Annotated in this window: 16 protein-coding genes; 13 read left to right on the plus strand and 3 right to left on the minus strand. The window is 63.2% G+C overall.

What is annotated here, in order from left to right; translation table 11 throughout:
- Nucleotide 1: 1 nt before the first annotated feature.
- From oppB to xylB, 12 genes are all read left to right on the plus strand, one after another.
- Entirely contained in the window at nucleotides 2-919 is a 918-nt protein-coding gene (gene oppB / locus ACGYLQ_RS09630) for an oligopeptide ABC transporter permease OppB (protein WP_067260875.1), read from the plus strand.
- Nucleotide 920: 1 nt separating this feature from the next.
- Nucleotides 921-1,835: an ABC transporter permease subunit gene (locus ACGYLQ_RS09635; protein ID WP_394442521.1), complete on the plus strand. Its 915-nt coding sequence runs from the start codon at nucleotides 921-923 to the stop codon at nucleotides 1,833-1,835.
- Nucleotides 1,835-2,803 (plus strand): oligopeptide/dipeptide ABC transporter ATP-binding protein, encoded by a 969-nt coding sequence (locus ACGYLQ_RS09640; RefSeq protein ID WP_394442524.1) that lies wholly within the window; start codon nucleotides 1,835-1,837, stop codon nucleotides 2,801-2,803. The genes ACGYLQ_RS09635 and ACGYLQ_RS09640 overlap by 1 nt, the downstream gene beginning before the upstream one ends.
- Entirely contained in the window at nucleotides 2,800-3,804 is a 1,005-nt protein-coding gene (locus tag ACGYLQ_RS09645; RefSeq protein WP_394442527.1) for an ABC transporter ATP-binding protein, read from the plus strand. The genes ACGYLQ_RS09640 and ACGYLQ_RS09645 overlap by 4 nt, the downstream gene beginning before the upstream one ends.
- Nucleotides 3,805-3,997: 193 nt before the next feature.
- Nucleotides 3,998-5,059, plus strand: a complete 1,062-nt coding sequence (locus ACGYLQ_RS09650) for a LacI family DNA-binding transcriptional regulator (RefSeq protein WP_394442530.1) — start codon at nucleotides 3,998-4,000, stop codon at nucleotides 5,057-5,059.
- Nucleotides 5,052-6,347, plus strand: a complete 1,296-nt coding sequence (gene xylA / locus ACGYLQ_RS09655; RefSeq protein ID WP_394442533.1) for a xylose isomerase — start codon at nucleotides 5,052-5,054, stop codon at nucleotides 6,345-6,347. Before ACGYLQ_RS09650 ends, xylA begins: the two co-directional genes overlap by 8 nt.
- A 22-nt stretch (nucleotides 6,348-6,369) precedes the next feature.
- Complete coding sequence (locus tag ACGYLQ_RS09660; protein WP_322329830.1) at nucleotides 6,370-7,425, plus strand: sugar phosphate isomerase/epimerase; 1,056 nt, start codon at nucleotides 6,370-6,372, stop codon at nucleotides 7,423-7,425.
- Nucleotides 7,425-8,561, plus strand: coding sequence for a Gfo/Idh/MocA family protein (locus ACGYLQ_RS09665; protein ID WP_394442536.1), 1,137 nt, complete (start codon nucleotides 7,425-7,427; stop codon nucleotides 8,559-8,561). Before ACGYLQ_RS09660 ends, ACGYLQ_RS09665 begins: the two co-directional genes overlap by 1 nt.
- On the plus strand, nucleotides 8,558-10,075 hold the full coding sequence (locus tag ACGYLQ_RS09670) for a sugar ABC transporter ATP-binding protein (protein WP_394442539.1): 1,518 nt from the start codon (nucleotides 8,558-8,560) through the stop codon (nucleotides 10,073-10,075). The genes ACGYLQ_RS09665 and ACGYLQ_RS09670 overlap by 4 nt, the downstream gene beginning before the upstream one ends.
- Before the next feature lie 11 nt (nucleotides 10,076-10,086).
- Nucleotides 10,087-11,085, plus strand: coding sequence for an ABC transporter permease (locus tag ACGYLQ_RS09675; protein ID WP_067263827.1), 999 nt, complete (start codon nucleotides 10,087-10,089; stop codon nucleotides 11,083-11,085).
- Between the two features lie 33 nt (nucleotides 11,086-11,118).
- The gene (locus tag ACGYLQ_RS09680) at nucleotides 11,119-12,066 is read left to right on the plus strand and encodes an ABC transporter substrate-binding protein (protein WP_394442542.1); all 948 of its coding nucleotides are present in this window, start codon (nucleotides 11,119-11,121) and stop codon (nucleotides 12,064-12,066) included.
- A 62-nt stretch (nucleotides 12,067-12,128) separates the two neighbouring features.
- Nucleotides 12,129-13,574 carry a xylulokinase gene (gene xylB, locus ACGYLQ_RS09685; protein ID WP_394442545.1) on the plus strand — a complete coding sequence of 482 codons (1,446 nt, stop codon included), beginning with the start codon at nucleotides 12,129-12,131 and terminating at the stop codon, nucleotides 13,572-13,574.
- A 55-nt stretch (nucleotides 13,575-13,629) separates the two neighbouring features.
- Here xylB and ACGYLQ_RS09690 read toward each other — a convergent pair whose 3' ends face one another.
- From ACGYLQ_RS09690 to ACGYLQ_RS09700, 3 genes are read right to left on the minus strand one after another with little or no spacing between them, the layout of a single operon-like run.
- A complete protein-coding gene (locus ACGYLQ_RS09690) occupies nucleotides 13,630-15,819 on the minus strand; it encodes a molybdopterin cofactor-binding domain-containing protein (protein ID WP_394442548.1) in 2,190 nt (729 codons plus the stop codon).
- Nucleotides 15,816-16,802: an FAD binding domain-containing protein gene (locus ACGYLQ_RS09695; RefSeq protein WP_394442551.1), complete on the minus strand. Its 987-nt coding sequence runs from the start codon at nucleotides 16,800-16,802 to the stop codon at nucleotides 15,816-15,818. The genes ACGYLQ_RS09690 and ACGYLQ_RS09695 overlap by 4 nt, the downstream gene beginning before the upstream one ends.
- Nucleotides 16,799-17,305: a 2Fe-2S iron-sulfur cluster-binding protein gene (locus ACGYLQ_RS09700; RefSeq protein WP_082852032.1), complete on the minus strand. Its 507-nt coding sequence runs from the start codon at nucleotides 17,303-17,305 to the stop codon at nucleotides 16,799-16,801. Before ACGYLQ_RS09700 ends, ACGYLQ_RS09695 begins: the two co-directional genes overlap by 4 nt.
- Nucleotides 17,306-17,537: 232 nt before the next feature.
- On the opposite strand from ACGYLQ_RS09700, the gene ACGYLQ_RS09705 reads away from it, so the two are divergent.
- The coding region (locus ACGYLQ_RS09705; RefSeq protein WP_394442554.1) for a helix-turn-helix domain-containing protein at nucleotides 17,538-17,842 on the plus strand (305 nt) is incomplete at its 3' end.

The raw sequence follows: 17,842 nt of genomic DNA on the forward strand, positions 1-17,842 counted from the left end.
CTTGCTCAGTTACATCCTCAAGCGCCTTGCCATCGCTATTCCCACGCTTCTGGTCTTGATCGTTATCTCTTTCCTGCTGATGCATTCCGCGCCCGGCGGCCCCTTCACCTCCGAGCGCGAGTTGCCGCCGCAGGTGCTGGCCAATCTCAATGCGAAATACGGGCTGGACGATCCGCTGTGGAAGCAGATCACCTCTTACGTTTGGGGCATCGTCACCGAGTTCGATTTCGGGCCGAGCTTTGTCTACAAGGACCGTTCGGTGAACGAGATCATCGCCCAAGGTTTCCCGATCACGCTCACCTATGGTCTCTTGTCCTTCGCCGTGGCGGTCATCGTCGGCGTGAGCCTCGGCGTCGCCGCCGCCGTGCGGCACAACTCGGCGCTGGACTATGCCGCGGTCGGCGTCTCCATCGGGGCGCAGGTGCTGCCGAACTTCGTGATGGCGCCGATCCTCGTGCTGGTCTTCACGCTCTGGCTTGGTTGGCTGCCGGGCGGCGGCTGGCAGGGGCCGGAATATTGGATCATGCCGGTGATCGCGCTGTCCACGTCCTTCATGGCCTCGATCGCGCGAATCACGCGCTCCTCGATGCTGGAAGTGCTGACCTCGAACCACATCCGCACCGCCCGCGCCAAGGGTCTGCCCGAACGGCGGGTGATCCTGCGCCACGCGCTGAAACCGGCGATGCTGCCGGTGATTTCCTACCTCGGGCCGGCCTTCGTGGCGATGATCACCGGCTCCGTGGTGGTCGACATCTATTTCTCCACCGGGGGCATCGGCAAGGCCTTCGTCGATTCGGCGCTGAACCGCGACTACGCGGTGATGATGGGGGTGACGATCCTCGTCGGCGCGCTGACCATCTTCTTTAACCTCGTGGTCGATATCCTCTACGGGTGGATCGACCCCAAGATCCGGTACTGACATGGTGATGACATCCGAACAACGGGTCGAGGCCAGCGAGCTTGCAGGCAAGGGTCGCTCCCCCTGGGCTGACGCGCGGCGGCGGTTCTTCCGCAACAAGGCGGCGCTGATGGGGCTGGTGATCCTCGGCTTCGTCGTGGCCTTCGCGCTTTTCGGCAATGCGCTGGCGCAATGGTCGAACGAGGAACTCGACTACAACGTCATGGGCCAGATCGTCGAACTGGGCGGCCCGTCGATCGAGAGCGGCCATTACTTCGGCACCGATGATCTGGGCCGCGACCTCTTTGCACGCACCGTGCAAGGCACCCAGATCAGCTTCGCCGTCGGCCTCGTCGGGGCGCTGATCGCCTGTGTCGTCGGCACGCTCTACGGTGCGGTCGCGGGCTATTTCGGCGGGCGGACCGACAGCATCATGATGCGGCTTGTCGATATCTTCATGGCCGTGCCTTACATGTTCGTGCTGATCCTGCTCTTGGTCATGTATGGCCGCTCGATTACCATCCTCTTCGCCGGTGTCGGCCTGATTTCCTGGATGGAGATGGCCCGCATCGTGCGCGGCCAGACCCTGACCATCAAGGGCCGCGAATTCGTCGAGGCGGCCCGCGCCACCGGCGTTTCCGCCCCGGTCATCATCCTGCGCCACATCGTGCCCAACCTTCTGGGGGTTATCGCCGTCTATGCCACGCTGCTGGTCCCGCTGATGATCCTGACGGAGAGCTTCATCTCCTTCCTCGGCCTTGGCGTGCAGGAGCCGCTCACCTCGCTCGGGGCGCTGATCTCCGAAGGGGCGGGCACCATCGCCTATGGCACCACCTGGCAGTTGGGCTTCCCGCTGCTGTTCTTCTGTCTCACGCTCTTCGGCCTGTTCTTTATCGGCGATGGGCTTCGTGACGCGCTGGACCCCAAGGATCGCTGATGTCTCTGCTGGAAATCGACAAGCTCAACGTCACCTTCGAGGGCGACGACGGCCCCGTTCATGCGGTCAACGACCTGTCGCTCTCGATCAACCGGGGCGAGACCCTCGGCATCGTTGGCGAAAGCGGCTCGGGCAAAAGCCAGACCGCCTTTTCGATCATGGGCCTTCTGGCGCCGAACGGGCGCACAGGCGGGTCGATCCGCTTCGACGGGAAGGAGATCCTCGGCGCCAAGCCGAAAGTCCTGAACAAGATCCGCGCCGAGCGGATCGCGATGATCTTCCAAGACCCGATGACCTCGCTCAATCCCTACATGCGGATTTCCGAGCAGATGGCCGAGGTGCTGACCCTGCACCAAGGGCTGTCCAAGCGCGACGCGCTGGCGGAATCGGTGCGCATGCTGGACGCGGTGAAGATCCCGGCGGCCAAGGAGCGCATCCGCCTTTTCCCGCATGAATTCTCCGGCGGGATGCGCCAGCGGGTGATGATCGCCATGTCGCTGCTGTGCAAGCCGGACCTGTTGATCGCGGACGAACCGACCACCGCGCTCGACGTGACCGTGCAGGCGCAGATCATGGACCTCTTGGGCGATCTGCAAAAGGATTTCGGCATGGCCACGATCCTCATCACCCATGACCTCGGCGTCGTGGCGGGCTTCTGCGAGCGGGTGCTGGTCATGTACGGTGGCCGTGTGATGGAGCAAGGCCCGACCGAGCCGCTCTTTGCCAAGCCCACGCATCCCTACACCCGCGGCCTTTTGGCCGCCGTGCCGCGCGTCGATGACGAGGACGCCACCATGAAGGCGATCCCCGGCAACCCGCCCAATATGGCCGCCCCGCCCGCGGGCTGCCCCTTCCGCCCGCGCTGCGATTACGCCGGTGACGATTGCCGCGTGATGCCGCCGCTCGCCCCCTTCGACGGCGCGCGCGCCCGCGCCTGCCACCGTCCCATCGCGGAGGTCACCTCATGAGCCCGCTGCTTTCCGTCCGCGACCTGCACGTCAAATTCCCGATCACCCGCGCCGGCGACATGCCTTGGACCAAGCCGCGCATTCTGCATGCGGTCAACGGCGTCAGCTTCGATCTGGAGCCCGGCAAGACCCTCGGCGTCGTGGGTGAATCCGGCTGCGGCAAATCCACCCTCGCGCGCGGGCTGATCCAGATGGTGCCCGCCGAGGGTCAGGTCATGTGGCAGGGCGAGACCGATCTTCTGTCGCTCTCCCCGCGTCGGATGAAGCCCTACCGGTCCGAGATCCAGATGGTGTTTCAGGACCCGCTCGCCTCGCTTAACCCGCGCATGACGCTGGGCCAGATCATCGCCGAGCCGCTGAAGATCCACCGCCCCGACGTGCCCGCCCGCGAGCGCCGCGCCCGGGTGGCGCAGATGATGGAGCGCGTGGGCCTGTTGCCGCAGATGATCAACCGCTACCCGCATGAGTTCTCTGGCGGCCAGTGCCAGCGCATCGGCATCGCCCGCGCGCTGATCGTCGAGCCGAAGCTGCTGATCTGCGACGAGCCGGTCTCGGCGCTCGACGTCTCGATTCAGGCGCAGGTGATCGAACTTCTGAAAGAGTTGCAGCGCGATCTGGGGCTGGCGATGATCTTCATCGCCCATGACCTCAGCGTGGTGAAGAACATCTCGGACGAGGTCATGGTGCTCTACCTCGGCCGCGTGATGGAGAAGGCGCCGAAGGCGCAGCTCTACGACGACCCGCAGCACCCCTACACGCAGGCGCTGCTCTCGGCCGTGCCGATCCCCGATCCGATCGCGGAGCGCGCCAAGCAGATCGTGCCGATGAGCGGCGACATGCCCTCGCCGATGAACCCGCCCTCGGGCTGCGTGTTCCGGGGCCGCTGCCCGCGCGCACAGGACGACTGCGCGCAGGTGGTGCCGCAGCCGGGTGAGTCGGACCATCAGGTCGCTTGCATTCACCCCGGCCCGCTGCAAGCCAGCGAGACCGCGGCGCAGTAAGTCTGTGGGCAGCCTTGGTGTGAAAATTTCAAAATAATCAGCCTCTTAGGGGTGGCGTGCGTTCGCCGCCGCCCCGCCCTATCCGCGAAAAATGATATACGTCTATCAAAAATGATTGACGTATATCAAAATACACCCCTAGATAGGCCCCGAGATGCGCAGGCTGGGAGGGCCAGCGCGCGGGGGAGGGGCCATGACAAGTCCGACGTTAAGCGATGTCGCACGCGCTGCCGGGGTGAGCTATGCCACTGCGGACCGGGTGATCAACAACCGCGGCAACGTGGCGGAAAAGTCCATCGCCAAGGTGCGCGAAGCGGTCGCGGCGCTTGGCTATGTGCGCAATGTCGCGGCGGCGAACCTGTCACGCGGGCGGGTCTACCGGCTCGCTTTCCTGATCCCCCGCGGCTCCAACGCCTTTTTCAACCGCACCCGTCAACACATCGACCATACCGCTGCCCATCAGGCCACCGAACGCGTCACCGCCGAGGTGATCGAGGTCGCGGCCTTCGCCGTCGAAGGGCTGCAAGACAGCATCTCGGACCTGCTGGCACGGGATTTCGACGGTGTTGCCATCGTCGGCTTGCAAAGCGCGGCGCTTGAGGCACCTTTGGCCGCCCTGCGGGACAAGGGGGTGGCCGTGGTGGGCCTCGTCTCCGACCTGCCGCAGACCGCCCGCGCCGCCTATATCGGGATCGACAACATCGCCGCCGGGCGCACCGCGGGCCGCATGGTGGGGCTTGCCCATGGCGGGCAGGGAGGGCGGGTTCAGACCTTTGCAGGCTCGCTGGACGCGCGCGACCATGCAGAGCGTCTGACCGGCTTTCGCGAAGTGTTGCAGGCCGATTTCCCGCAGGTTGAATTGCTGGATCCGATCATGACGAAGGACGGCGCGCAGGTGCTGAACGCGCAGACGCGTCAGGCGCTCGGCCAGACGGAGCTGACCGCGCTTTATAACGTGGGCGCGGGCAACAGCGGGTTGATCGCCGCCCTGCAAGAGGGGCAGGCCACACGGCCCTTCTGCGTGGTGCATGAACTGGTCGCCCATTCACGTCAGGCGCTGCTTGAGCGGCATATCGATCTGGTGATCGACCAGCGCCCGGATGTCGAGATCAACCGCGCCTTCACCGTCTTGCGCGCGCTGATCGACCAAAAGGAATTGCCGCCGATGCCGGACCTCGTGCCGACGATTTATGTGCGGGACAATCTGCCCGCCGACACATTGACCGATAAGATGAAGGCCAAGATAGATGACTGATTTCTTTAGAGATATAATGCCCCTCACCTATGATCCCGAGGGGGCCGATCTGGCCTTTCGCCACTACAACCCCGATGAGATCGTCATGGGCAAACGGATGGAGGATCACCTGCGTTTCGCCGTAGCCTATTGGCATTCCTTCGCATGGCCGGGCGGCGATCCCTTTGGCGGGCAGACGTTTGATCGCCCGTGGTTCGGTGACACGATGGATCTGGCAAAGCTCAAGGCCGATGTGGCCTTCGAGATGTTCGATCTGCTGAACGCGCCCTTCTTTTGTTGGCACGATGCCGACATCCGCCCCGAGGGGGACACATTCGCCGAAAGCCTGCGCAATTTCGAAGAGATTATTGATTATCTCGGCACCAAGATGGAAGGCTCCAAAACCAAGCTGCTTTGGGGCACGGCGAACCTCTTTGGTCATCGGCGCTTTATGTCGGGCGCGGCCACCAATCCCGACCCTGAGATTTTCGCTTGGTCCGCCGCCACAGTCAAAGCCTGCATGGATGCAACCCATAAGCTGGGCGGTCAGAACTACGTCCTCTGGGGCGGGCGCGAGGGCTATGAGACGTTGCTCAACACCGACCTGAAACGCGAACGCCAGCGGGCCGGGCGCTTCTTGCAGATGGCGGTGGAGTACAAACACAAGATCGGCTTCGAAGGCGCCATTCTGGTGGAGCCCAAGCCGCAGGAGCCGACTAAACATCAGTATGATTTCGATGTGGCCACGGTCTATGGTTTCCTCAAGGAGTTTGGGCTGGAGAACGAAGTTCAGATGAACATCGAACAGGGCCATGCGATCCTTGCAGGCCATTCGTTCGAACATGAGCTGGCGCTCGCCGCGTCCTTGGGGATTTTCGGCTCGATCGACATGAACCGCAACGACTATCAATCGGGCTGGGACACGGATCAATTCCCCAACAACGTGCCCGAAGTGGCGCTGGCCTATTACGAGGTGCTGAAGGCGGGTGGTTTCACCACCGGCGGCACCAATTTCGACGCCAAGCTGCGGCGGCAATCGCTCGATCCGGTTGATCTGGTCGCGGCCCATGCGGGTGCGATGGATGTCTGCGCGCGGGGCTTCAAAGCCGCCGCCGCCATGCTGGAGGATGGCACGATTGAGGCCATGCGCGCCGAGCGCTACGCGGGGTGGGAGACGCCCAAGGCCAAGGCGATGCTGGAGGGGGATCTGGCCTCAATCGCCGCGCAGGTCGTCCAAGAAGGCATCAACCCGCAGCCCCGCTCGGGCCGGCAGGAAATTCTGGAGAACATCGTGAACCGGTTCGTTTGAGCCGGGGAAAGGGAGGAACATCATGAAGACGATCAAGGGACCGGCGCTGTTTCTGGCGCAATTCGCGGGCGATGACGCGCCCTTCAACTCTTGGGACAGCATCACCAAATGGGCCGCCGATTGTGGCTACAAAGGCGTGCAGGTGCCCAGTTGGGACGCGCGGCTGATCGACTTGGCCAAGGCCGCGTCGAGCAAGGATTACTGCGATGAGTTCAAGGGCAAGGCGGTCGAAAACGGCGTGGAGGTGACCGAGCTTTCGACCCACCTTCAGGGCCAATTGGTCGCCGTGCATCCGGCCTATGACACCGCCTTTGACGGCTTCGCCGTCGAAGAAGTGCGCGGCAATCCCAAGGCGCGGCAGGAATGGGCGGTCGAGCAGGTCAAACTCGCGCTTTCGGCCTCCAAGAACATGGGGATCGGGGCGCATGCGACCTTCTCGGGCGCTTTGGCTTGGCCCTACGTCTACCCTTGGCCGCAGCGCCCGGCGGGGCTGATTGAGACGGCCTTTGACGAACTCGCCGCGCGTTGGCTGCCGATCCTGAACCACGCCGAGGATTGCGGTGTCGATGTCTGCTATGAGATCCACCCCGGCGAAGACCTGCATGACGGCATCACCTATGAGATGTTTTTGGAGCGTACGGGCAATCACGCGCGCGCCAACATGCTCTATGACCCCAGCCACTACGTCCTGCAATGTCTTGATTACATTGATAACATCGACATCTACAAAGACCGGATCAAGATGTTCCACGTCAAGGATGCCGAGTTCAATCCGACGGGCCGTCAGGGGGTTTATTCGGGCTATCAAAGCTGGACGGACCGCGCCGGGCGGTTCCGGTCGCTGGGTGATGGGCAGGTTGATTTCGGCGCTGTCTTTTCCAAAATGGCGGCGAATGATTTCGATGGCTGGGCCGTGGTGGAATGGGAATGCTGCCTCAAACATCCCGAAGACGGCGCGCGTGAGGGGGCGCAATTCGTCTCAGATCACATCATTCGCGTGACCGACAAAGCCTTTGACGACTTCGCCGATGGCGGCACCGATGAGGCCGCAAACCGCAAAATGCTGGGGATCGACTGATGGCACGTATTCGACTTGGCATGGTGGGCGGCGGCAATGACGCCTTTATCGGCGGGGTGCACCGCATCGCCTCGCGCATCGACGACCGCTTTGATCTGGCCGCAGGCGCGCTGTCTTCGACGCCCGAGAAATCCGCCGCCAGTGCGGAGGCTTTGGGCATCCCCCGCTCCTACGGCAGTTTCGAAGAGATGGCCGAGGCCGAAGCCGCCCGCGAAGACGGGATCGAGGCTGTTTCGATTGTCACGCCCAACCACGTTCATGCCGCTGCGGCAAAGGCCTTTCTGGCCAAGGGCATCCATGTGATCTGCGACAAGCCCCTGACCTCCACGCTCAAGGATGCGGAGGCGTTGGCGGCCAGCGTCGCGGAGGCCGAGGCGCTTTTCATCCTCACCCATAATTACACCGGCTATCCGATGATCCGCCAAGCGCGGGCCATGGTGGCGGCAGGCGATCTGGGCGAGATCCGCATCGTTCAGGCGGAGTATCCGCAGGACTGGCTGACCGCGCCGATGGAGAACGAAGGCGTCAAACAGGCCGAATGGCGCACCGATCCTGCGCGGTCGGGCGCGGGCGGCTCTGTGGGCGATATCGGCACCCATGCCCATAACCTTGCCTGTTTTGTCAGCGGTCTGGAGGTCGAAAGCCTTGCCGCCGATCTGCAAAGCTGGGGCGCGGGGCGCAAGCTGGATGACAACGCCCATATGATGCTGCGCTTCGCCGGTGGCGCGCGCGGCATGCTGTGGTCAAGCCAAGTGGCTCCGGGCAATGAGAACGCGCTGAAACTGCGTATCTATGGCGACAAGGGCGGTTTGGAATGGTCGCAAGAGGACCCCAATTACCTGTGGTTCACGCCTTTGGGAGAGCCGAAGCGCCTGATCACCCGCAACGGGGCAGGGGCGTCTGAGGCGTCGCAATCGGTAAGCCGCATTCCCGGTGGCCACCCCGAGGGCTACCTCGAAGGGTTTGCCACGATCTATAACGAGGCCGCCGATGCGATCCGCGCGGTGCAGGGCGGGGCGAGCCGCGAAAGCGCCATGGGCGTGCTGCCGGACATCACGGCGGGCATGGCGGGGATGCGTTTCATCAACGCCTGCGTCACCTCCTCGGCCAATGATGCGGCGTGGACCAAGCTATGAGTGCCAGCCCCGTTCTTGCCCTGCGCGACGTGAGCAAGAGCTTCGGCTCGATCGAAGTGCTGCACGGCGTGACCCTCGCGCTAGAGCCGGGGACCGTTCATGCGCTGATCGGTGAGAACGGGGCAGGCAAATCGACGACGATGAAGATCATGGCGGGCTATCAACTGCCCTCGAAAGGTGCTGTCGAACTTGACGGTGCGACCGCCCGTTTCGACAGTCTGCACGAGGGCGAGATGGCCGGGATCGTCATGATCCACCAAGAGTTCAACTTGGCGGAGCAGTTGACCGTTGAGCAAAACATCTTTCTGGGCCGCGAGTTGAAACGCGGGCCGCTGCTCGACAAGGCCGAGATGCGGCGGCGCACGCGGGACTATCTTGATCGGGTAGCCTGCAACGTCTCTCCGGATGCGCTGGTCTCGCGCCTGTCGAATTCCGACAAACAGATGGTCGAGATCGCCAAGGCCCTGTCGCGCGATGCCCGGGTGCTGATCATGGACGAGCCGACGGCGGTGTTGACCAAACGCGAGACCGATGTGCTGTTCAAACAGGTCGCGGCCCTGCGCGCGGCGGGGACGGCGGTCTTGTTCACCTCGCATAAATTGGACGAAGTGGCCGAGATCTCGGACCATGTCACCATCATGCGCGATGGCGCGGTGGTGCAATCCGGCCCGACCTCTGAGATGACCGAAGACGAAATGGCCACCGCCATGGTGGGCCGCGATGTCTCTGACCTCTACCCCGCCAAACCCGGTGTGGAGGGGGGCGCGCCAGAGGTGCTTTCGGTCGAAAACCTCAGCGTGCCGGGCTTTGCCAGCAATGTGTCCTTTTCGCTGCGACAGGGGGAGATCCTCGGGCTGGGCGGGCTGATCGGCTCTGGCCGGACCGAGGTGATGGAAGGCCTGGCCGCGCTGCGCCCGGCAAGTGCCGAGCGCGTCACCCTCTTTGGGGAGTCGGTACAGTTCAAGCGGCCAAGCGACGCGCAACAGGCCGGGCTGTGCTATCTGACCGAAGACCGCAAGCTGCGCGGTCTGCTGCTGGAACGCGGCATGCGTGAGAACCTGACCCTGCAAAACCTGCATAAATTCGGCGGCTTCCTGATTGATCGCAACGCAGAGGAAACCGCCCTGACAGAGGCCATCGGCGAGTTCGACATTCGCGCGGGCAGCCGTGATGTGCGCGTCGGCAATATGTCGGGCGGCAACCAGCAGAAACTGCTGCTGGCCAAGATCATGCTCTCTGAGCCGCGCATCCTGATCGTCGATGAACCCACCCGGGGCATCGACATCGGCACCAAGCAGCAAATCTATGCCTTCCTGCGCAAATTGGCCGATCAGGGCCACGCCATTATCGTGATCACCTCTGAGATGCCCGAACTCATCGGTCTTGCTGACCGCGTGATGGTCATGCGTTTGGGCGAGGTCAGCGGCACGCTGAACGCGGGCGAGATCACGGAAGACGCGATTGTCCGCCTCTCTATGGGGCTGAGCGCCGAACAAATGCCGATGACGGCCTAAGGAAACCGAAGATGACAGATGTAACCACACCTCAAACCAAAAGCTTCCGGATGCCGTCGATGTCTGTCCTCGGGCCGATCATCGCGCTGATCGTTCTGCTGCTGATCGGCACGGCGCTGAATTCCAACTTCCTGAGTGCGGCGAATATCACCAACGTCCTCGCCCGCTCGGCCTTTATCGGGATCATCGCGGTGGGCATGACCTTTGTCATCACCGCGGGCGGGCTTGACCTGTCGGTGGGATCGATGGCGGCCTTTATCGCGGGGTTGATGATCTTGGTGATGAACGCCGCTTTGCCGAGCCTTGGTGTCGGCGTGCCGATCATCCTCTTGGGCATGTTCACGGCCATCGTCGCGGGGCTGCTGGCGGGGCTGTTGAACGGCTTTTTGATCACCGCCCTCGGCATCGAAGCCTTCATCGTCACGCTCGGCTCCATGGGCATTTACCGCTCGCTGGTGACTTGGCTGGCGGATGGCGGCACCCTGTCGCTCGATTTCGGTCTGCGCAGCTTTTACCGGCCCGTCTATTTCGACGGCATCCTCGGGATCAGCTGGCCGATCATCGTCTTCGCGCTGGTGGTCATCATTGGTGAGATCATCATGTCGCGCAGCGTCTATGGCCGTCACTGCGCCGCCACCGGATCGAACGAACATGTGGCGCATTATTCCAACGTGAACGTCAATCGCACCCGTCTGATCTCCTATGCCGCCTTGGGCATCTTGGTGGGCATCGCGACGATCATGTATGTGCCGCGCCTCGGCTCGGCCTCGGCCTCTACCGGGGTGCTGTGGGAGTTGGAGGCGATTGCCGCCGTGATCATTGGCGGCACTGTGCTCAAGGGTGGTTTCGGTCGGGTCTGGGGCACCGTCATTGGCGTGCTGATCCTCAGCCTGATCGGCAATATCCTGAACCTCACCGATTTCGTATCGCCCTATCTCAACGGCGCGATCCAAGGGATTATCATCATTCTCGCTGTGATCCTACAGCGCGAAAGGAAGACGGCGCTTTAAGCCGTAGTTGAACGCTTCATGGGAGGAGCAAATATGACATTTAGCAAAACATTCATTGCCACCGCGCTGGCCACGGCTGTTGGCACCGCCGCCTTTGCCAAAGACACCAAAGTCATCGGCGTGTCGATCCCGGCGGCGACCCACGGTTGGGCGGGGGGCATGAACTTCCACGCCAAGGAAACCGTCGAACGTCTGGAAGAGGTCTATTCCGATCTCGACTTCGTCCTCGCCACCGCGTCGGACCCCGGCAAACAGGTGAACGACATCGAAGACATGGTCGCCACGCGCAACATCGACGCGCTGGTGGTGCTGCCCTTTGAATCCGACCCGCTGACCCCGCCGGTGCAAGCCGTGGCCGACAGCGGTGCATGGGTCACTGTGGTGGACCGTGGCCTTTCCGTGGAAGGCATCCAAGACCTTTACGTTGCGGGCGACAACAGCGGCTTTGGCAAGGTGTCGGGTGAGTTCATGGCCCAGCAAATGCCCGATGGCGGCGAGATCGTCGTGCTGCGCGGCATCCCCACCACCATCGACAATGAGCGTGTCGAGGGCTTCAACGCGGTGATCGAAGGCTCCGGCATCAATGTGATCGACATGGAGCATGGCAACTGGAACCGCGACGACAGCTTCACCGTGATGCAGGATTTCCTGTCGAAATACCCCAATATCGACGCGGTTTGGGCGTCTGACGACGATATGGCGATTGGCGTGCTGGCCGCGATCGAAGCGGCGGGGCGTGACGATGTGAAATTCGTGCTCGGCGGGGCCGGTATGAAAGAGATGATCAAGCGCACCGCCGATGGCGACGCGATGATCCCGGCCAATGTGACCTACCCGCCGTCGATGATCGCCACCGCGATTGAGCTGACCGCCGTGGGCCTCACCTCCAACGCGCCGGTCTCGGGCACTTTCGTGATCGGCTCGGTGCTGGTGACGCAAGAGAACGCGATGGATTTCTACTATCCCGACAGCCCGTTCTAATGGCCAAGGCCACCGGCAGCCTGCCGGTGGCTCCCTTTCATTTGTGAAGTAACGAGTACCGCATGACCTATCTCGGCTTGGACCTTGGCACCTCTGGCGTCAAAGCGCTTTTGATTGACGAAGGCCAACGGCCCTTGGCAGAGGGTCATGCCCCATTGGAGGTTCAGCGCCCGCACCCGATGTGGAGCGAGCAAGACCCCCATTCATGGATCACCGCCTGCGAGAGCGCCATCGCCGAGGTCCGCGCTGCGGCCCCGGAGGCATTCGCGGCACTGCGCGGCATTGCCGTCTCGGGCCAGATGCATGGCGCCACGCTGTTGGATGCCAATGACCAGCCCCTGCGCCCGGCGATCCTGTGGAACGATGGCCGCGCCCATGCCGAATGTGCGGAACTGGAAGAGCGTGCCGATTTTCGTGGGCTGGGTGGCAATATCGTCATGGCAGGCTTCACCGCGCCCAAGCTGCGATGGGTGCAAAAGCATGAGCCCGAGATTTTCGCGCAGGTCCGCAAGGTCCTGCTGCCCAAGGACTATGTCGGTCTTTGGCTGACGGGGGAGCATGTCTCGGAAATGTCCGACGCGGCGGGGACGCTCTGGCTCGATGTGGAAAAGCGCGATTGGTCGGATGAACTGCTCGCCGCAACGGAGCTTACTCGCGATCAGATGCCACGATTGGTCGAAGGCAGCGCGCGGGCGGGCGGGCTTCGGGCCGAGCTTGCCGCTCAGTGGGGTGTCGGCAACGTCACTGTCGCGGGCGGCGCGGGGGACAATGCCGCCACCGCCGTGGGGCTAGGGCTGGTGCAGCCGAGACAGGGGTTTCTGTCGCTCGGCACCTCTGGCGTGCTATTCACCGTGACCGACCGTTTCGCCAGCAACACCGCAAGCGCGGTGCATAGTTTCTGCCACGCGGTGCCGAAGACCTGGCATCAGATGGGGGTCATCCTATCGGCCACCGACGCTTTGGCATGGCTGGGCCAGATCACGGGGCAAAGCCCCGCGGCCTTGGCGGGCATGGTTCAGGACCTGCAACAGCCTTCCGCGATCACCTTCCTGCCTTACCTCTCGGGCGAGCGGACGCCGCATAACGCCCCCGATGCCGCCGGGGCCTTTCACGGGCTGCGCCGCGGGCATGGGTTGTCGGATATGGTGCAGGCGGTGATGGAAGGGGTCGGCTTCGCCTTTGCCGACTGCTGTCGCGCCCTCGACCACTGTGGTTCATTGCCCGAACGGGTCTGCGTGGCGGGCGGCGGAAGCCAGTCAGAGACATGGTTGCAGATGATCGCCGACATCACCGGGCTGACCCTCGATGTGCCCGAAAGCGGTGCGCAGGGCGCAGCGCTCGGTGCGGCGCGGCTGGCGATGCTGGGCTGTGGCGGGGCGGCGGAGGCCGAGGTGATCCGCCCCCCAAAGATACGCAAAAGCATCGCGCCCAACCCCGCGGTCACGGCAGCCTATGCGGAACGCTATGCCGACTTCCGGGCGGCTTGGGAACAGCGGCTGGCGCAGTAGGCATCAAGCGCAAGACCGGCAAAAAAGGGGCGGCCATCAGGCCGCCCCCGTCTTATCACATCCCGGCAATCACCTTGTCCAAAGTGGCGGGATAGTCGCGCACCCGGACGCCGGTGGCGTTGTAGATCGCATTGGTGATCGCTGCCGCCGCGCCGCAGATGCCCAATTCGCCGATCCCTTTGGCCTGTAGCGGGTTGGCCCAATCGTCCCGCTCTTCCAGCAGATCGACGGTCAACTGCGGCACATCCGCATTCACCGGAATGTGGTATTCCGCAAGGTTGTGGTTGGCCACATGGCCGTCGCGCGGGTCAAAGGCCAGCTCCTCGGTCAGTGCGATGCCGATGCCAAAGGTCATGCCCCCCAGACATTGCGACCGCGCCGTCTTGGCGTTCAGGATCCGACCGGCGGCAAAGGTGCCATGCATCCGCCGCACCCGCGTCTCGCCCGAGGCGGCATGCACCGCGACCTCGGCGAAATAGGCCCCGAAGGTGGCCTGCCGCACCGCCTCGGAAGTATCGCCGGGCTGGACGTGACCCACTTTGGCAATCTCATCCCCGTTCAGGATATCGCTCAGGCTGCGGGTCTGGTTGTCAAAGGTCGCCATGCCGTCCTTGAGCATGAGATCGCCTTCTTCCACCTCCAGCCGCGCGGCGAGCTGTCTGCGGATCGCCTCGCAGGCCAGATAGACCGAGGTGCCGCTCGACGACGCGCCCCATGACCCGCCCGAGCCAGATGCCGGGGGCAGGGTGGTATCGCCCAAGACCACATCGACCGCATCGCGCGGCAGGCCCATCATATCGCCCGCGATTTGGCCCAAAATCGCATAGGTGCCGGTGCCGATATCGGTCATATCCGTTTCGACCCGCAGGCGGCCATCGGGCATCAGCGTCACGCGGGCTTGGCTCTCCATCAACACGTTCACCCGCGCGGCAGAGGCCATGCCATAGCCGATCAGCCATTCCCCCTCGCGCCGTTCCTTGACGCCGGGGCGGTCGGCCCAGCCGAATGTCTCGGCCCCGCTGTCGAGCGCCTCTCGGAAACGGCGGGAGGAGAACTCCTTGCCGCTTTCGGGGTCTTTTTCGGGGATGTTGCGGCGGCGAAGCTCGACAGGGTCCATGCCGATCTTATCGGCCAGTTCATCCATCGCGCCTTCGAAAACGGTGACGCCCACCGCCTCGCCCGGGGCGCGGACGGAGCCTGCACAAAGGCGGTGCACCCGCGCCAAATCCATCGACATCTTGCGGTTCGCCCCGGCATAGAGAAAATGCGACGCCTGCAAGACCGGCTCGGCAAAGCTCTCTCCGGGCAGGTTGGACACCCGCGCGTCATGGCCCAGCCCGGTCAGGCGTCCTTCGGCATCGGCGGCAAGGCGCACCCGCTGCGTGGTCTCGGACCGGCGCATCGTCGCCTCATAGACCTGCTGGCGGTGCAGCGCGACAGAGACCGGGCGGCCCACCTCTTTCGCGGCAATCGCCGCCGCGACGGCCTCGGGCGCGATGCCGAGTTTCGACCCGAAACCGCCGCCGACATAGGGCGACAGGATGCGCAGCCGGTCGGGGTGGATGCCCAGGGCATCGGACAGCTCATTGCGGTTGTATTTCAGCATCTGATAGCTGCCGCGCAGGGTCAGGTCTTCCCCATCCCATGAGGCGATGGAGGCATGGGGCTCCATCGGCGTGCTGGAATGCGACGGGGTGGTATAGGTCACATCGACCGAGAAAGCAGCCTGAGCCATAGCGCCGTCCAGATCGCCCTGATCCAAGGTCTTCGCCTCCTGCGGCTCAACCGCCGCGGTGGCGGGATCGACCGGCATGACCTCGCCATTCTCCAGCTCCACCTTCAGCGATTGCGCCGCATGGCGGGCCTGTTCGAATTCTTCGGCGACGACCACTGCGATCAACTGGCCGAGATAGGCGGCCTGATCCGGCCCCTGTATGGGTGCTTGGTTCGCGGTGCCTTGGGCCGGATTGCGCAGCAGGCGCGGGTCTTGGATCACGGCCAATACCCCCGGCATTTGCGCCACCGCGTCGCGGTTAGCCAAGACCACACGGCCGCTATTGCCCGGCGCGCGGACCATGACGCCATGCACCATGCCCTCGACCTGCCATTCATTGGCATAGGTCGCCGTGCCGCTCACCTTCAGCGGCCCCTCGGGGCGGTCCAGCGGCGCGCCGACAAGCCCCTGCGCCATATCGTCCAGCCTGCGGGCGGTGGCAGGCGCGTCCATCTTGAATTGCTCGGTCATTGCTGGGCCTCCGCGGTAAGTTCGTTCAGCACCGACACCAGCATGCGGCGGGCGAGGGGAATTTTGAAATCATTCGCGCCATAGCCTTTGGCCTCGGCCAGCAGCAGATCGGCGGCTTTGTTGAAAAGGTCTTCCGAGGGCGCGTTGCCGGTCAGCAGATCCTCCACCCCGGCATTGCGCCACGGTTTCGGCGCCAGCCCGCCAAAGGCCAGATCAGCACGGGTGATCCGCCCGTCTTCCATCTCGACGATCCCGGCGACCGAGACGAGGGCAAAGGCATAAGAAGCCCGGTCCCGCACCTTGCGGTAGGTCTGTTCGCCCGTCACCGGCGCGGGCAGCACCACGGCGGTGATCAATTCGCCCGGCTCTAGAACGGTCTCTTGATCTGGCCGCTCTCCGGGCAGCAGGTAAAGCTCATCAAGCGTCAGCCGGCGCGTGCTACCGTCCTCCTTCAGCGTCTCCACCTCGGCCCCGAGCGCCCGCATGGCCACGGCCATGTCGCTGGGATGGGTGGCGATGCAATGCTCCGAGGTGCCCAAGACGGCAAGGATGCGGTTGAACCCCTCCTTCGCCGAACAGCCCGTGCCCGGCGCGCGTTTGTTGCAGGGCATGGCGCGGTCATAAAAATACAGGCAGCGCGTGCGTTGCAGCAAATTGCCGCCCGTTGTCGCCTTGTTGCGCAACTGTCCGCTGGCCCCGGCCAGCAGCGCACGGCTCAGCACGGGCCAGCCCTTGCGCAGACGGGCGTCATTGGCCAGATCGCTGTTGGTCACCAAGGCCCCGATGCGCAGCCCGCCGTCTTCGGTCTCTTCGATCTCGCCAAGGTCGAGCCGGTTGATGTCGATCAGCGCCTCGGGGGTCATGACCTCCAGCTTCATCAGATCGAGAAGGTTGGTGCCCCCGGCGATGAAGGTGCCACCGCTGGCTGCTTGCCGCGCGGCGGCCTCTGTGTTTTCGGCGCGGGTATAGTCGAATGGTCTCATGCGCTTTCTCCCGCCGCTTTTCGGATCGCCTCGACGATGTTGGGATAGGCCGAACACCGGCAGAGGTTGCCGCTCATCCGTTCCGAGATTTCTTCCGTCGTCAGCGCAGGCTTGCCGCTCAGATCATCGGTCACATGGCTAGGCCAGCCCTCTGCGATCTCCTCCAGCATCGCGGTGGCCGAGCAGATTTGCCCTGGCGTGCAATAGCCGCATTGGAACCCGTCTTCGCTGACAAAGGCTTCTTGCAGCGGGCTGAGATTGCCGGGCGCTCCGATGCCTTCGATAGTGGTCACCTCATCGCCGTCATGCATACAGGCCAATGTCAGGCAGGCGTTGATTCGGCGGCCATTTACCATGACCGTGCAGGCGCCGCATTGCCCGTGATCGCAGCCTTTCTTGCTGCCGGTCAGTCCAAGATGGTGGCGCAGCGCATCCAGCAGCGTCGTGCGGGGATCGAGATCCAGCCGCTGCTTCGTGCCATTGATGGTCAGATTCGTTTCCACGGCAATTTCCTTTGGCTAAATGGGGGCGAAGGAGCGGACCCCTCCGGCTATCGGCTGCCTCGGGACGTAGGGCGGCGTGGATGAGCGGCAAGCGGGTGTGGCTGGTGGAACTCGGGAAGCGTACTTTAGTTACATAACCATGATTATAGGAATCATGTTTGTAGCCGGGGGCACATTCTAAACTGGGTTGCGACACTTCCGGTATCTTGCTGAAAAAGCAAGGAGAACAGACATGGCACATACAGAGCTGGATTTGCGTGAAAGACGCATCATCGAGGACATGCTAAGAGCAAAATTCTCGATCAACAAAATAGCCGCTGAGCTTGGGAGACACCGCTCAACAGTCTATCGCGACATAAAGCGGAATTTTTACATTGATGGCGAAATGCCAAATCTCAGTGGCTACTATTGTGTGATTGCACAGCGGAAGGCAGAAGCTCGACGTGCGCGGCGGCGGAAGTTGATCCGTCTCCCTAAGCTTCGGAAGGCTGTTATCACTCAGTTGAAAGAAGGCTGGTCGCCCGAGCAGATTGCCGG

The organism is Sulfitobacter sp. 1A12779 (assembly GCF_043557315.1).
Lineage (GTDB): Bacteria > Pseudomonadota > Alphaproteobacteria > Rhodobacterales > Rhodobacteraceae > Sulfitobacter > Sulfitobacter faviae.

What these genes read in the sequence shown, in the direction of transcription:
- ACGYLQ_RS09635 (WP_394442521.1), top strand. Translation starts at nt 921, where the DNA reads ATGGTGATGACATCCGAACAACGGGTCGAGGCCAGCGAGCTTGCAGGC.
- ACGYLQ_RS09640 (WP_394442524.1), top strand. Translation starts at nt 1,835, where the DNA reads ATGTCTCTGCTGGAAATCGACAAGCTCAACGTCACCTTCGAGGGCGAC.
- ACGYLQ_RS09645 (WP_394442527.1), top strand. Translation starts at nt 2,800, where the DNA reads ATGAGCCCGCTGCTTTCCGTCCGCGACCTGCACGTCAAATTCCCGATC.
- ACGYLQ_RS09650 (WP_394442530.1), top strand. Translation starts at nt 3,998, where the DNA reads ATGACAAGTCCGACGTTAAGCGATGTCGCACGCGCTGCCGGGGTGAGC.
- xylA (WP_394442533.1), top strand. Translation starts at nt 5,052, where the DNA reads ATGACTGATTTCTTTAGAGATATAATGCCCCTCACCTATGATCCCGAG.
- ACGYLQ_RS09660 (WP_322329830.1), top strand. Translation starts at nt 6,370, where the DNA reads ATGAAGACGATCAAGGGACCGGCGCTGTTTCTGGCGCAATTCGCGGGC.
- ACGYLQ_RS09665 (WP_394442536.1), top strand. Translation starts at nt 7,425, where the DNA reads ATGGCACGTATTCGACTTGGCATGGTGGGCGGCGGCAATGACGCCTTT.
- ACGYLQ_RS09670 (WP_394442539.1), top strand. Translation starts at nt 8,558, where the DNA reads ATGAGTGCCAGCCCCGTTCTTGCCCTGCGCGACGTGAGCAAGAGCTTC.
- ACGYLQ_RS09675 (WP_067263827.1), top strand. Translation starts at nt 10,087, where the DNA reads ATGACAGATGTAACCACACCTCAAACCAAAAGCTTCCGGATGCCGTCG.
- ACGYLQ_RS09680 (WP_394442542.1), top strand. Translation starts at nt 11,119, where the DNA reads ATGACATTTAGCAAAACATTCATTGCCACCGCGCTGGCCACGGCTGTT.
- xylB (WP_394442545.1), top strand. Translation starts at nt 12,129, where the DNA reads ATGACCTATCTCGGCTTGGACCTTGGCACCTCTGGCGTCAAAGCGCTT.
- ACGYLQ_RS09690 (WP_394442548.1), bottom strand. Translation starts at nt 15,819, where the DNA reads ATGACCGAGCAATTCAAGATGGACGCGCCTGCCACCGCCCGCAGGCTG.
- ACGYLQ_RS09695 (WP_394442551.1), bottom strand. Translation starts at nt 16,802, where the DNA reads ATGAGACCATTCGACTATACCCGCGCCGAAAACACAGAGGCCGCCGCG.